A 15,068-nucleotide genomic window follows, 5' to 3' on the forward strand; every position below is an offset into this window, starting at 1 on the left:
AAATCATCCAAATAAAGGGGGATGATAATATGAACAATAATAAAATTAAGAGAAGTAGTAAATTGTTGGCGGTATGTCTCAAAATCCTTCGCATCATCGTGTTTATAGCTGTTGGCGTTGAAATTTCAGCTATCATTTGGCTTGCGGCAGTGCCAGGGGATGTGAACTCTACAACACTAGGTAGTATTCATATCATTTCACCACTTGGAAATATTGCAGATTACTCCAAATCCGAACTAATTGTTCAACTCTGTGTGAATGTAAGTAAGCAAAGCATTATGATTGTCATGCTATTTTTAGCTGGTGCAATATTTAAGGATATTAGCAGAGAGTATACGCCTTTTGCTGCCAAACATACGAAGCGATTAAAAGCAATCTCCAAGTGGATGGTGCTGCTCGCTATTATTCCCGCATCTGTCGAGATGCTGATGCTGCAGATATTAGCACCTACTGTTAAGGTCTATGATGTATCATTTGAACTATCTTTCATTTTGGTTGCAGTTGTTTTCTTTTGCCTAGCTCAAATTTTTGAATACGGCGGGGTGTTACAACAGCAATCTGATGAAACTCTTTAAGGATGGTGTATGATGGCAATTATTTTAAGATTAGATCGGATGATGGCAGATCGAAAAATGTCGCTAAATGAACTTGCAGAAAAAGTAGGGATTTCTAATGTGAATCTCTCTAACATAAAAACGGGGAAGGTCAGTGCCATCCGCTTTTCCACACTTGATGCGATCTGCAAAGTATTGGATTGTCAGCCCGGTGATATTTTAGAGTATAAAAGGGAAGAAGATGTAGACGGATAAAAACCTGTAAGACTAACTTATAAAATCAAGTTTATGGAGGGGCAGATGACGTTTTCGAGTTTAGTTTCCTCGATCATGCAAGTCGTTCTTGTTAGCGTAATCACTCTCCTATGTTGGTTTACATTTGGGAGAAAAAAGCAGTCATTTTTGAAGTGGATGGGGTTAAAAATCCCAAAAATACATAATAGAATTCGCTTTTTTACCTTTTTAATATTGGGATTTAGTTTGTTTTCCCTAATTGGGGTTGTGATTTTATTGTTCTTTACCAATAAGTCAGCCATTGCAGCATCCCAATTTTATGGAGTTGGCATTTCAGGAATAATAGCCGCTTTGTTATATGCTTTTGTACAGACAGGATTATCTGAAGAAATGTTATTTCGAGGGTTTATTGGGAAACGAGCTATTTCTGCATTTGGATTTGTTGTTGGAAACACAATGCAAGCATTATTGTTTGGCTGCTTGCACGGGATTATGTTCTATTTTAATACTGGAATCTTAAATGCAGCGATAATAAGCACATTCACAGCTGTAATCGGCTGGGTAATGGGTTACATTAACGAAAAATTATCAGATGGATCGATAATCCCAAGCTGGATATTGCACGGATGTGCAAATCTATTTTCAGCGTTCATGATGATGTTTAAAATCTTGTAAGTAGTTAGTTGTATTAGAACATGTTAAAAATGAGAGATTAGGTCATTAGAGCGTGATTATGAATAAATGCTTCAAATATAAAGACGAGTTTAAGGGGCAATTGGTTCAATGATATGAAAATGGGATACCAAGAAAGGATATTGTAAACGGATCAAACAAGTTTAAAGTTGTATGATTTATTGTGGACAGCAAAAAACAGCCCTTAATTTTTATGAGGGCTGTTTTTCTGTTAGATGTATACATTTAATTTCAATATTCTATTTAGCGGGCAAAATGCTAACTCCATCCACATACCATGTGTGAGAACTGGTAATTTTCGTTTTCAACTGAATTACAACGTAAGAACCATTAGCTTTTTCCCAATACACTAAAATTTGTGACTTATCAGGACTTATAAGTAAGGCGGACATTTTATCCCCTATCTCAAGATTCTTGCTTCTCTCCTCACTATAAAAAGCTTCTAGGAAAGAAGATTGTTCTTCTTTAGAGAAAGAAGATAGGATATCTTCTTTTAAGTTATGTGAATTAACAAACGTCCAATTTGTAAGATCTTGGTCTGCATTGACATCAGTTCTGTTTGATACTTTAACCTGTTCACTTTTTTGAATGATTTCCCTTCCTTTATTCCATGAATGGGTTAAACGTTCCTCTACTATTTTGGCTTTATCCTGGTGTTCGGAACTTACTGTTGGAAAAAGAGAAGAGATAGCACCACTGGCGTATACGCTAGTACCAGTTATCAAAATGAAAGTGGCTAATCCAAGGACGATTATTTTTTTATTCTTTCTTTTCATTACTAACACCCCTCATAGAGTAGTTAATTCAAATAATAAGTTTTTTCTCCTGAGTCGGTCCAATCACTACCACTACTATAGTAACCTTTTACTCGTCCGGACCATTTCATTGTATAAGTTCCTGATTGGGTATGCTCACCATCGGTAATATGAGCTGTAGCATATTGGTCAAGATAAAAAAATTCCAATAACATCCATCTTCTCTCAAATTCCATGATATACCATTTGAGAGAACCCCATCACCCGTTAAAGACCAAACTACCACAGGAAAAACTCTAGTGTTCATTCTTTTAGTCCCAATTTATTACTTTGGCAGTACACCTAGTTATAGCCGAAAAAAATGATAGTAAAAGTTTTCGATTAAAAACCGAGGGAGTGAAGCTTAATAATAATATTAAAAGATGTGGTCATATGACAATTCACAGACGGAAAACAAGATACCCACGCCATACAACATTAAGCCTGATGGAAATAATTTAGGCTGTTCAAATATTACTGTTCAACGGTTGCTGACAAGTGAAATCCATTTTTACATCACTTATGGTAAAACCCGTTCAAAACGTGGACAGGTGGAATTGGTTCCCGAATAAGAGTGGTTTAAAGTCATGGGAACTCATGAAAAGTTGAAAACGCCAGAAGAACATGAAGCGGCTGCTTAAGAATCACATGTTGAATCCCAATTCAAGACGTAACATTTTTCCATTGTCAGGCTTGCTTTATTGTGAAAAATGCGGTTCGCTGATGAGCTTCCGGTTGGGAGAGAACAAGAAGCAGGGGCAGCACTGGAGTGCATTGTGCTATCACCAGTATAAAGATGTAAATGTGAGCAGCGCGGCAAGGTAATGGATGTTGATTTTTTCAATGCTCTGTATTGATCGGATTATTCATGTTGACCCGAATATTTTACGGGAGATTGAATTGCATGGAAGTAGGTACAATGTGATACACAGGTCATTATCGAGGTCAAAGAGAAGGAGCTGAAAATGCAGAAACGGGCGCTGGACAAGCTGCATGAATCCTATGAAGAGGACATGATAAACAAGCAAGTATTTTAGAGCAAAAGGCTGTTCGGTCAAGGCAGATACAGAAGCTGGAGGAAGAGTTAAAGGATTTGCGGAAGGTTGTAGTAGATGAAAGGAATTAACCGACTGTGGAGCAGAAATATGAGCGGATAGGTGAGTTTAGGGAGTTGTGGAGCGCTTCGGTGAAGAGTGAAGAGAAGAATCGGGCGTTGAAGAAGCTAGTGAAGCGGATTGTGTATAATCGGGAAGGGAATCGGGTGGAGTTGACGGTTTGTTATAGGTGAGAATACTATACTTGTAGACTTCTGGAATTTATTCTAGAAGTCTCTTTTTATATGGTACAATATGCCTAAAACTATTATTTATCAAAAATATGGAGATGAAAATGTTATGTGGCCTTTAGGGGAATACGAAAGATTAGTACACGAAATTAAAAGGCGAGAAAATTCTGATATTCCTATAACTTTTGGTTTACTTATTGCTGATTATCGACAACAGTTGAACAGGGAGTATATTCTTAACTACATTAACAGATTTAACTATAAGTCTAATAAATATATTAACTTTTATTTGCCAGGCTATTACGAAGAAGAGATTTATGGTTCTGAGCAAACCATTAAAATTAAAGCTAAGAAATATTATTTCAATGAAGAGAAGTACATGGATTTTTTAGAGAAGCTTGAAACTGATTTTGATCTTGAATATTCATATAACCCCAGATTAATTCTAATAGAATATGAGCATGGGAATTTTAAAAACGCTAAAAGAATAATAATTGAGCTGGACAATGAAGGAGCAGATATCAAAAAAACAGGTGAGCTATTTGAAACGATATTTGAAATCGCAAAAAAAGACGTGAATATTAAGGGGTTCTCTAAAGCTTTGACATTACATGAGTTTAAAAAGGGGCTATTTGATCGAATTGTAGAAATAATAGATAACAAATTATTGAATGGAATTGTAGATGACTATAGTAAGGTGAGAAAATATAAAATAATGTAAATGAAACATGTAATATATTTACATATTTCAGCTTTGCTATAGGTGGATACGGATAAGATTCTGGTATAACGTATTTATTCTCGTAGAGGCTCTGCTTTAAACAGGAGTTTCTTTTTTTATATTGGAGATGGAAGGGACTTCTAGCTCATATTAAAGGCGTGGGGTTAATTAATGTTTATTGAGTGTATTATTTTTGGTTTACTTGGTAAAATGGAATAATATCGTACTTTTTGGGGGCAAATCTGTTATGATCAATATTATTAGAGGTAGTTCGGATAAGCACGTTGCTTGCCAAAGTTTGGTTGATTTTTTTGAAAAGTTCAATTCAGAGTACACAGGTATTCTTTATTTAGGTTACCCTATAATTGGCAGCGTAGAAGGGCCATTTAATATTGATGCTATGCTGGTGTCTCCTGATTTTGGCGTAATAATATTTGACTTAGTAGAAGGTATTAGTTATGAAGACAGGTCAGATATTCGTGACGATCTATATATGAAAACTCAATCAAAGCTGGCAGACTATAAGACATTAACTGTTCGTAGAGAATTAAAAGTAATGATAAACGTTGTGACATATGCTTCAGGATGGAGAAATAGTCCTGAGACAGAAGAAGTAATAACCCAGCATGATGAATTGAAATCATATCTAAGTACAATCAAATGGAATGAAAGTGGTTACTACAGTAGTTTACTACAGGCTATTCAAGCTGTGACAAACATCAAAAATACTCCTAAAAGAGACAATGTCAAGCGCGAAAATTCAAAGGGTGCTATATTAAAGTCCTTAGAGGATTCAATTGCTAATTTAGATAATCAACAAAGTGCAGCTGTAATTGAAACATCTGATTCAGTTCAAAGAATTAGGGGATTAGCCGGATCAGGGAAAACAATAGTTCTCGCATTGAAGGTTGCATACTTGCATTCAAAAAATCCCGATTGGGATATCGCGGTGACTTTTCAAACTAGAGCCTTAAAGAAGCAATTCGAAGATTTGATTTCAAGATTTACTTTTGAACACAAAAGAGATAAGCCAGACTGGACGAAAATTAAAATTCTTCAGGCATGGGGAAGTCCGTCGAATAACGGTATTTATTATGAAGTATGTAAAACCCACGGTATTGAATATTTCGATTTTAATAATGCGAAACATTACCTTGGTGGTGGGTTTGATACTGTTTGCAAACGAGCTCTTTCTCAAATAAGTACATTTGTACCTTTATACGATGTAATACTAATTGATGAAGCACAAGATTTTTCAAGCGATTTCTTGAAGATGTGTTATGGGATATTGAGACACCCCAAGAGATTAATATTTGCATACGATGAACTTCAGACCTTGAGTAGGAACTCAATGCCACCTGTAGAAGAAATATTTGGTTTAAACGAGCAAGGGCAACCATTAGTAGAATTGAGAAATGAACGAAATAAGCCCAAACAAGATATTATTCTTAAAGTATGCTATAGGAATTCTAGACCACTACTTGCTACAGCTCATGCACTTGGTTTTGGTGTTTATAGAGAAGAAGGGTTAGTTCAATTGTTTGGTGATAAATCTCTTTGGATGGATGTAGGATATGTTGTTGAAGAAGGGGCATTAAATGATGGTCAAATGGTTAAACTGGGGAGAAATTCTGAATCAAGTCCTGATTTTTTGGAGAACCACTCCGGTATTGATGATTTAATTCAGTTTAAATCATTTAATAATGAACTTTCACAAGAAGATTGGCTTGTGTCAGAAATTATTAAGAATATTCAAGAAGATGAGTTGCGACCACAAGACATAATGGTGATACACACCGATCCAGTATCAACACAAAATGCAATGGGCAATATTAGGAAAAAATTATTTGAAAATGGAGTGAACTCTCATTTAGCTGGTGCTGCAAATCCAGATATGTTTGTAGAAGAAGATTCTGTAACTTTTACTGGAATTTATAGAGCAAAGGGCAATGAGGCAGGAATGGTGTATGTTATAAATGCCCAGAATTGTCATAGTGGACTAGAGCTTTCGAAGAAAAGAAATATATTGTTTACTGCAATTACAAGAAGTAAAGGATGGGTGAGAATTTCAGGTTTCGGTGATGGAATGGAAGCTCTTTCTAAAGAGTACGAGAAGGCCAAGGTTAATAATTTCTTATTGGAGTTTAAATACCCTACAGAAGAGCAAAGAAAAAAAATGAATATTATTCATAGGGATATAACTAAGGATACAAGAAAATTCATTGAATCAAGTATTGAAAATTTGACCGAAGTAATTAAGGCAATTAAACGTAAAGAAATGTATCTTGAAGACCTCCCAGATGAACTTAGAGAAGCATTAAGAGGTATTTTTGATGAGTAGATTAACGCAACAATTGTATAACGAGGTTACTGAGGTAACAAGTCAGCTTATTGACTTTAGTTTAAGTATTGATCAAAACTTTCCGTCTATTCGAAAAAACGACAAATTTGATGTAATTGATTGGGGAAAGTCGGACAATTTATCTATTGTATTCAAAAATATAGAGTACAATTCAATCTATAATGAACTATATACTGATCGGAATTTCAATATTAAAATGGTAGACGGTACTTTAATTCAACTAATGTATATGGTTTATAATGATAAACTAGTTTCTCATAGGTTAGCTGTTTTCCCAAATCCTTATCTGGAACAATTTCAGAATGAACCAGAAATTTATGAAAAAGAAGACCTCTATGCAGATATCCTTGCTAAAAGTATTGTTCCTATACCAATAAGGTTTGATTACAATGAAGATATGCATGATGAATATCATGCTAAATCACATGCGTCATTCGGGCAGTATAAAAATTGTAGAATTCCTGTTCACGCTCCAATTACACCTACTGCCTTTGTGGATTTCATATTGCGTAATTTTTATTCAAATGCTTATCGCAATTTCAATAATCTTCGAAAAACGGAGATTGAATTAGAACGAACAATTTCTATAGATGAAGAGAAGCTTATCCATTTTAACATGACATTATAGTTATGTACTAAAATTAGTTTTTATGGTAATATGAAATCAAATCCGGAAGCATCGGTTAGCCTATTGGAAAGAATCCTATAGGCTTTTTATTTTGCTTAAGCTTAATAAGTAATGTGCTGCTCTCATATGTAGGACAGCAAGAGACATATTGCGTTCAGCTTATTTTTTATTTAGCAGATTCTACCTCTCATTTCATAGAAAAGGTTGGTGTACTGTGAGTCAAGATAGTATCTTATCTGTTACTATTCCACCTTTGATTCCATTCAAACTAATGGATGAATATAGAGATTTTATTAATCCAGAATTAAGGGAAGTAGTTCAAGCTAATTGTTTACGTCGATATTTAGAAGGTGCTATAGATTTATTACTGAAAGATAAACTTAAAAATTTGGCTAATATTTCTGAGGATGAGTGGAGAAAAAGTCAACTTGATGACAAAATTATATTAGTTAAGAATCACATAGATAGAGATGTTGCAAATAAGTATTTTAAAATTAAGAATACCGGAAACAAAGGTGCTCATTATGGTAAAAGATTTACTTCGAATGAAATTAGAATTGCCGTTAATTATGCAGTAAACATATTTGAAGATTTACTTGTCGTCTATTTTAAAAAGAATAAAGTAGGAACTGAACCACAATTATTAACTCTTCTTAGTTCATTACCACCGGTTAAGCGTGTTTACATTCTGGAAAAGGTTTGGCAGCATGATAAGGGTAATCTTATGATTATTGACAAGCTATCTATGGCTTATCTAAAAAGCGGGGAATACCAAAGGAGCTTAAAGTTTCTAGAGACAGTTAAGGGCGATATCGGTGAAACGTATTATGAAGATTTCGTTTGGAAGATAGAGAATCTACAAAAAAATCTACATCGTTTTGAAATCTCTAAGAGTAATGATGACGTAGCAAGGGTATTCAACATATTAAAAGAAGATGAGTATTTTACAAAGTATCCAGAGTTTACAAATATGTTTTGTGTATTGGTATCGGGGTATAACTATAAGTAGGCGTTAGAAAGAGGCAGAAGCCTTGCATATTTAATTTAACAATAGCTTTTGAAGGGGAATATCTAGGGATCCAGGGAACTACAGTGTTTATGGTTTTGATAAGGAAATTTTTTGTGTGCTCTTGGTTGTGTAAATGATCATCTGCGGTAGAGTGCAACGCTGGCAGCGATGAAGTCAAAAGCTCGTTTCCCCATTTTCCTTAGGAGTTTTGGCGAGATTACGGCAGAGATACTGTTTTTTTATTTTTGTCAAAGGAAGTTCAAGTGCTCACCCGCTTGGGCTTTTTTGTGTTGAAGGGAGGAAATGAAATGACAAATACAATTGTCTTGGAGAATCAAAAGGGCGGTGTCGGCAAGATAACAACAGCAATGAGTTTGGGATTTGACTTGGTTTAGTAGGGCAAGTGGGTTGTACTGGTAGATGCAGATGTGCAAGGGAATTTGACGGATTTTCTAGGCTAATTGGAGCGGCCAATATTACTGATTCATTGGCTACGCAGCTTGTAAAAATGATGGTGGAGGAAGCCTACGAAGCAGGAAGGGATTATCCCCACCATTTTGTGTAAACTAACTCTAAGCTACTTAAACCAATTCTAACACGAAACAAAGCGGTGCCCCGTGACAACTCAAAAAGTACTTAAGAGATTAGCCAAGGAAAATTCACCCTATCTACTGCAACACGCACACACCCTAATGACCTGGTTCCTTTTGTCAGAAGAAGCTTTTGAAATCGCTAAGCACAACAACAAATCCATCTTCCTTTCAATTGAGTGTACCTAATTATTTACATTTAGGAGATGCGTTAAGTACATCCGTAAATTGTGCTGAGCTTTTCAAGTCGTAACAATCCATATCAAAATATGAGAAGTTATTTCAGTGAGTATAATAGCGAACTCTTGTTCTTGTTGGTGCGTTTACTTTTGTCGATTTATAGAAAAAAAACAAAAAAACACTTTAATACTGCGAATCCTGTAGAGCAACCAATTTACATGAGATATAATGTATGTAAACCTTGGTAAATTTTAAGCCATTAAGGAGATGGATATTATATCTTTTTTTGGATCACAAACTGTATTGGAGCAATATGTCGATAAATCCCAATTTCGTGGGTTTTCAATAGGATATGAGCTAAATGAATTCAGGTATGATGCGATAGTTGAAATGATCTTTGACGCTTTACCGGATTTTGCTTTAAATTACAGTGAAATTGCAACCTTTGGACCGAATAATTGTGTGAGAAAAATGCGAAGGGCAGCAAAAATGGTCTATGACAGCGAGAAATATAAAAGCCGGGGAGAATTTGGTGAAATACTATTGCACATAATTATGCGAGATTATTACAGTACTATACCTGCAATTTCAAAATTATATTACAAAGATAGCTCTAACGATACTGTTAAGGGCTTTGATGCAGTACATGTAGTGCCTATTGAGGAAGAACTGCAATTATGGTTAGGAGAGGTTAAGTTTTATAGCGATTGTGCTAGTGCAATAAGGGATGTAATCAAAGAGTTGCATATACATTCTAATAAGGATTTTTTGCGTAAAGAATTTCTTTTTGTGAGTAATAAAATCGATAGTTCTTGGCCTCATGCTGAAAAATTGCAGTATTTAATAGATTCAAGAACTTCACTTGACAAGATTTTCAGTAGATTGAAAATACCTGTTCTTTTAACATATGACAGCAAAGTAATTAAAAACTATAAGTATATTTGCGATGATTTTAGGAACGAACTTATTGAAGAGTTAGAAGAAAATAACGCTAAATTCTTGAAAAGTGGTCTTCCGCAAAATATAGATTTTGTTTTAATTTTGATACCTTTAGAAGAGAAGAGAATGCTTGTTGAAAAACTACACCAAAAGCTTAGGATGTGGCAAAGTGTATGAATAATTTGGAATTTGAAAAAATCAAACAAATTATTACTACTGAAGATTTGCATTTTGAGAATATAAGTAGTATTTTATCGTGGATTGACATTAATGAAAAGAAAAGTAATAAACAAGCGGAAATAAGAGAGGTTTTATTTTATTTACTAGATAGAAAAAGTGATATAAATAAAGAATTAATTCCTATTCTATATAATTTTGTAGAGAGGCTCGGGTACTATCCTTATTTAGATACACCAGAAAATGAAATGAATATAAGAAGTCTTTTACACTTTGAATTTTATCGTTCCGAGAACATACCTCATATTGTATTACATCAAAAACAAGCTGAAGTTATGAATAAATTATCAGAAAATAAGAGCGTTATTCTTAGTGCACCAACTAGCTTTGGGAAAAGTTTAATCATTGAAGAAATTGTAGCAGCGGACATCTATAAAAACATTACAATTATACTACCCACTTTGGCACTCATAGATGAAGTTAGACAAAAACTGAGTAAATATAATAATACATATAAACTGGTATTCACGACCAAACAGAGTATGGGAGAAAAGAATATTTTTATATTGACACCTGAGAAATATATTGAATTGGAGAATATGCCTACTATTGATTTTTTTATAATTGATGAATTCTATAAAATTAGTTATCAAAACGATGACAATGAACGAGTAAACGTATTGAATCATGTGTTCTATAATCTTATGAAACAAACTAAAAAGTTTTACCTTTTAGGTCCCAATATAGACTCTATTCCTAAAGATTTTGAGTCGAGATATGGCTGTGACTTTTTCTCTACTGATTTTTCTACAGTAGCAACAGAGGAAATTAGCATTATTAACAATACAAGTGATAAATTTGAACAATTAAAGGTTTTGTTGACTTCATTAGAAGAACCTACTTTGATCTATTGTCAATCACCAGCCTCCGCAGAAAAAAATGCCAAAATGTTCCTTGAAATAATGAGAAAGGTACCAACAATGCAGACTAATTCACATGCAGATGCAATTGAGTGGATTAAGAAAAATATACACTTGGATTGGTCACTTTCTAAAACATTAGAATACAAGATTGCTTTTCATCATGGAGTTATTCCTAGATATCTAGGTAGATATATAATAAACGAATTTAATAAAGGAAATATAAAATACTTATTCTGTACTAGCACATTAATTGAAGGAATAAATACCGCTGCTAAAAATGTTGTTATATATGAGAATAAGAAGGGCATTTCTAAACTTACTCACTTTGATTATAAAAATATAAGTGGTAGAGCAGGTAGAATGAAGCAATATTTTGTGGGTAACGTTTTTACCTTTCATGAGCCGCCAAAAAAATCAACCATGCATGTTGATTTTCCTTGGTTTACACAAGATACTTCTACGGATGAAGTTTTGATACAAATGGAGTATGAAGATTTATCAGCTAAATCTAAAACTAAGATTCAATATTACTTGGATCAAGATGTATTACCATTAGAAGTAATAAAAAAAAATAACAATTTAAATGTGGCAGGACAAATATCTTTAGCCAATGAACTATTAGGTAATATTGATTATTTCCATAAGTTTTTAAGTTGGGATGGTTTACCTACTTCAGCACAGTTAAAAGTATGTTGTGAACTTATATGGAAGCATTTTGTGAAGAAGGGGAGAGATGAAATATACACAGCCAAATCTCTACATTATTTTCTAAATACATACCGTATGTCACAACAACCTGTAGTGTCTTCATTTATTAGATCTATTTTATTAAATGACAATAAAATTACTGAACCAGATGAAGCGGTTCAAAAAGCTTTAAAGATAATTAGAAAGTGGTTTGAATTTAGATTTCCGAAATTATTATTGGGATTGGAGCAGATCCAAAAAAGTGTTTTCTTAAAGCACAAAAAAACATATGGTGACTATAAATTATTCGCTACATCTATAGAATCAGGATTCTTGAATCCTACATTATCTAACTTAGAGGAGTTTGGACTTCCTTTGTCTCTGCTAAGAAAATTAGAATTACATCTTATTAACATTGAAGAAGCAGACTTAGATGAAATTATTAAACAAATTAAGAATCTCGATTTTACAAAAATAGACCTTGATAGGTTTGAGAAGCGACTTATTAATGAATTTATACTTAATTAATTTATAGATTCTATATTGTTTGTTGCTACCATAACGAACGTTATGGTTGAATTCATAATCAGGAGATGTTTAATATAAAAACGTTAATGATTATATTTATTTAGATTGGAATGTAGTTCAGTATTTGAAGAGTCCACGAGAAAAAATTTATTTCAAAGATACAACAACTAAAGAGTTGGTGGTTCAAAATAAATCAAGATATAATTTCCCATATTGTGAAGCACATTTGAGGGATTTGTTGAGTAATTTAAACAAGTCTTCTTATCTATTGGGTATAACTGATGTTGGTAACACACACGTACCTGTCATTGATGGGATGTTTGTGAAAATCAATTATTCAAAGAAGCTTCTGCTGATGTTTTGGTGGGAGTTTTTTGATTTTCAGTCTTGGATTAGTGATCACTATATTGTTTCATTTAATAACATAATAAAAATATACTTCAAAAAAGCAGTTTAAACACGATGTATTCATCTAATTAATTGTATTTCTTATATTTGCGAATTTCGTGAATGTTACGTTAGGTGAAATAATTGCAATACTACTTATGAATATTCTAAAATCTTCAAAAATATGATACATTTGTACTAGATTCAGTACAGGAGGAGAATTCTATGTCAGTTCTTGGAGTCAGATGTACGAAAGAGGAAATATATGTTGCTGTCCTGGAAGGAACAGTTGAGGAACCTATAATCAAAGATGAAGCTAGAATAAAGATTGTTCTTTCTGTACCAAAAACTGCAGAAAGTCGTGCTGAGCAATTGTTCAATTTAAGGAGAGACTTCGAACAAATAATTCAAAAGTATAATCCTACTGTTGTATTAATTAAAGATCAGGAAACGAGTGTACATAAAATTCCTGTGCAGGCGTCGGCACAAAGAGGAGAGATAGAAGGAATTGTTCTAGAAGTGTGTTATAAAAATGAAATACCATCAGATAAAATTTTATATGCGCAAACTAAAACAAAGCTAAATATGGAACAAAAGGGTAAAAGTTATCAATTCACTAAAGTTGACGAAATAATAAATTTTAAACTAAAGGATGAAATGAAGGATGCTTTTTTGTGTGCATGGGCTTGTTTGAAATGAAAGATATAATTGTTAAATATGAAGAGCTAGGGAGTTTAGGTAGTGGAAACTTTGGAAGCGTTTTTAAGGCGCATAATAAAATTGTAGATAGAATTGAAGCTGTTAAGATAGTACATGATATAAGTAAATTAGGGGATAAGGCAAACCTTGAAGCAAGGGTCCAACATAAACTTGAACATACTAATGTTTCTGAGATATATGACGCTTTTATTAAGAATGACAAATTATATATTCTGATGGAGTATCTTCAAGGTGGTTCTATTTTTAAGTTGATTGAGGATAATGGGAAATTACCTATTAAACAGTCGATAAGAATAATAATTGATGCACTTCATGGGCTTCAATACATTCATAACCAGAATTATATCCATCGTGATATAAAACCAAGTAATTTATTATTAGATAAATCAGGAAATGCAAAACTTTCTGACTTTGGTTTAACAGCAGAACTTGACGATTCAGGAAAATATACTTCTTCTTTTGGGTATGTATACCATAAAGCACCTGAAGTGTTGACCAAAGGAGAGTATACTAAAAAGGCAGATATTTTTGCAATTGGTTTGACTCTTTACAGAATGGTAAATGGGGATGGATTTATTTCTATGTTCGATAGATCAACTCTTGGTTACAATATTGTATCTGGTGATTTTCCGCCACGAGATTTGTACTCACCAGATGTCCCCAAAAAGCTCAGAATGATCATAAATAAATCATTAGAAATTGACCCAGAAAAGCGATATCAGAATGCTCATTCGATCAGATCTGAATTAAATAATATCAATATTCCTATTGATTGGCAGTTATCTATAAATACATCTAGAAAGCAAGTTTGGGAAGGAAATGATAGTACAAGTAATTATAGTATTGAAGTGAATAAAAACCTATTTGGGAATAGTTACAATATAAAAACTAAAAAAGGAAAGAATAATCTAAGAGTAGTTAATAAGCATTGTTTTGAGGGGCTTTCATCTAAACAATTAAATAAAGAGTTGCACAAATTGCTTACAATTAAATTGTAACTGTCTAGGAACCTAGTTTATTAACTAGGTTCCTAATGTATCTGTTAGTGTATGGGATGTTCGTGTGAATCAATTATTTTAGAAGCTTCTGCCAAAGGAACTGGCGGAGGCTTTTTGTTTGAAAGTATAAGAATAGTGATCGTCATATTCTTCCATTTAATAGTATAATAAAAACATGCTTCAAAAAGGCTATTTAGACAGGATGGGTTAGTTTAATCAATTGTATTTCTTATATTTACGAATTTCTTGAATATTACGTTAGCTGAAATTTATTGGAAATGAGGAGTGGAAATATGAAATTCACTGTTGATTATTCAGAGTTGAAGGAACAATATAAAAACTTTACACCATATTTTGAAATGCATAGAGAATCTATTAACCAATTATTTGAAGAATTTTTGCAACAAAGTAATTCTCAGGGAATAAATGATTATTTACAAGGAACTAATGATCAGGACATACTAAATGAAATCAGACAAAAGCTTGTTTATCATAGTACATTATGCTTTTTTAGATCATTTGATCTAATGCTAGCGTATATCTCTCTAGATGATAGGAACTTTCATACATGGTCTGAAGTGACTGCTTACTATAGTAAATTTTACATAATTAAGGCAATTAATTTTTTTGCTTCTGAGAGGCTTCCTCACAATTGATCA

17 protein-coding genes are annotated in these 15,068 nt (G+C 33.3%); 15 read left to right on the forward strand and 2 right to left on the reverse strand.

Going from position 1 to position 15,068, the window contains the following annotated elements; all coding sequences use genetic code 11:
- The first annotated feature begins 29 nt into the window (after window positions 1-29).
- The 3 genes from MH117_RS04045 (at window position 30) to MH117_RS04055 (ending at window position 1,463) form a co-directional block, all read left to right on the forward strand.
- On the forward strand, window positions 30-575 hold the full coding sequence (locus MH117_RS04045; RefSeq protein ID WP_239327351.1) for a hypothetical protein: 546 nt from the start codon (window positions 30-32) through the stop codon (window positions 573-575).
- Between the two features lie 12 nt (window positions 576-587).
- On the forward strand, window positions 588-809 hold the full coding sequence (locus MH117_RS04050) for a helix-turn-helix domain-containing protein (RefSeq protein WP_239327352.1): 222 nt from the start codon (window positions 588-590) through the stop codon (window positions 807-809).
- Between the two features lie 156 nt (window positions 810-965).
- Window positions 966-1,463 (forward strand): CPBP family intramembrane glutamic endopeptidase, encoded by a 498-nt coding sequence (locus MH117_RS04055; RefSeq protein ID WP_239327353.1) that lies wholly within the window; start codon window positions 966-968, stop codon window positions 1,461-1,463.
- Window positions 1,464-1,720: 257 nt separating this feature from the next.
- On the opposite strand, the gene MH117_RS04060 is transcribed toward MH117_RS04055, so the two are convergent.
- Both MH117_RS04060 and MH117_RS04065 read right to left on the reverse strand, forming a co-directional pair.
- Entirely contained in the window at window positions 1,721-2,257 is a 537-nt protein-coding gene (locus MH117_RS04060; RefSeq protein WP_239327354.1) for a hypothetical protein, read from the reverse strand.
- 23 nt (window positions 2,258-2,280) lie between these two features.
- Window positions 2,281-2,472: a hypothetical protein gene (locus tag MH117_RS04065; protein ID WP_239327355.1), complete on the reverse strand. Its 192-nt coding sequence runs from the start codon at window positions 2,470-2,472 to the stop codon at window positions 2,281-2,283.
- A 935-nt stretch (window positions 2,473-3,407) separates the two neighbouring features.
- Between MH117_RS04065 and MH117_RS04070 the strand changes: the two genes are divergently transcribed.
- The 12 genes from MH117_RS04070 to MH117_RS04125 all read left to right on the forward strand — a co-directional run bounded on the left by MH117_RS04070 (window position 3,408) and on the right by MH117_RS04125 (window position 15,065).
- The gene (locus MH117_RS04070; protein ID WP_239327356.1) at window positions 3,408-3,563 is read left to right on the forward strand and encodes a hypothetical protein; all 156 of its coding nucleotides are present in this window, start codon (window positions 3,408-3,410) and stop codon (window positions 3,561-3,563) included.
- A gap of 61 nt (window positions 3,564-3,624) precedes the next feature.
- Window positions 3,625-4,281 carry a hypothetical protein gene (locus tag MH117_RS04075; protein ID WP_239327357.1) on the forward strand — a complete coding sequence of 219 codons (657 nt, stop codon included), beginning with the start codon at window positions 3,625-3,627 and terminating at the stop codon, window positions 4,279-4,281.
- Window positions 4,282-4,528: 247 nt separating this feature from the next.
- Complete coding sequence (locus MH117_RS04080; protein ID WP_239327358.1) at window positions 4,529-6,622, forward strand: DEAD/DEAH box helicase; 2,094 nt, start codon at window positions 4,529-4,531, stop codon at window positions 6,620-6,622.
- Entirely contained in the window at window positions 6,615-7,271 is a 657-nt protein-coding gene (locus tag MH117_RS04085; protein WP_239327359.1) for a DUF2290 domain-containing protein, read from the forward strand. Before MH117_RS04080 ends, MH117_RS04085 begins: the two co-directional genes overlap by 8 nt.
- 214 nt (window positions 7,272-7,485) lie before the next feature.
- A complete protein-coding gene (locus MH117_RS04090) occupies window positions 7,486-8,280 on the forward strand; it encodes a DUF4145 domain-containing protein (protein WP_239327360.1) in 795 nt (264 codons plus the stop codon).
- Window positions 8,281-8,525: 245 nt separating this feature from the next.
- The gene (locus MH117_RS04095) at window positions 8,526-8,675 is read left to right on the forward strand and encodes a hypothetical protein (RefSeq protein ID WP_239327361.1); all 150 of its coding nucleotides are present in this window, start codon (window positions 8,526-8,528) and stop codon (window positions 8,673-8,675) included.
- Between the two features lie 222 nt (window positions 8,676-8,897).
- Window positions 8,898-9,059 carry a DUF255 domain-containing protein gene (locus MH117_RS04100; protein WP_343224430.1) on the forward strand — a complete coding sequence of 54 codons (162 nt, stop codon included), beginning with the start codon at window positions 8,898-8,900 and terminating at the stop codon, window positions 9,057-9,059.
- A 258-nt stretch (window positions 9,060-9,317) separates the two neighbouring features.
- Entirely contained in the window at window positions 9,318-10,166 is an 849-nt protein-coding gene (locus MH117_RS04105; RefSeq protein WP_239327362.1) for a HamA C-terminal domain-containing protein, read from the forward strand.
- Window positions 10,163-12,304, forward strand: a complete 2,142-nt coding sequence (locus MH117_RS04110; protein ID WP_239327363.1) for a DEAD/DEAH box helicase — start codon at window positions 10,163-10,165, stop codon at window positions 12,302-12,304. The genes MH117_RS04105 and MH117_RS04110 overlap by 4 nt, the downstream gene beginning before the upstream one ends.
- Before the next feature lie 612 nt (window positions 12,305-12,916).
- Entirely contained in the window at window positions 12,917-13,390 is a 474-nt protein-coding gene (locus MH117_RS04115; RefSeq protein WP_239327364.1) for a hypothetical protein, read from the forward strand.
- The gene (locus tag MH117_RS04120) at window positions 13,372-14,409 is read left to right on the forward strand and encodes a serine/threonine-protein kinase (protein ID WP_239327365.1); all 1,038 of its coding nucleotides are present in this window, start codon (window positions 13,372-13,374) and stop codon (window positions 14,407-14,409) included. The genes MH117_RS04115 and MH117_RS04120 overlap by 19 nt, the downstream gene beginning before the upstream one ends.
- Before the next feature lie 293 nt (window positions 14,410-14,702).
- Entirely contained in the window at window positions 14,703-15,065 is a 363-nt protein-coding gene (locus MH117_RS04125) for a hypothetical protein (RefSeq protein WP_239327366.1), read from the forward strand.
- Window positions 15,066-15,068: the final 3 nt, after the last annotated feature.

Origin of the sequence: Paenibacillus sp. ACRRX (assembly GCF_022346885.1) — a bacterium.
In the GTDB taxonomy this organism is placed as follows: domain Bacteria; phylum Bacillota; class Bacilli; order Paenibacillales; family Paenibacillaceae; genus Paenibacillus_B.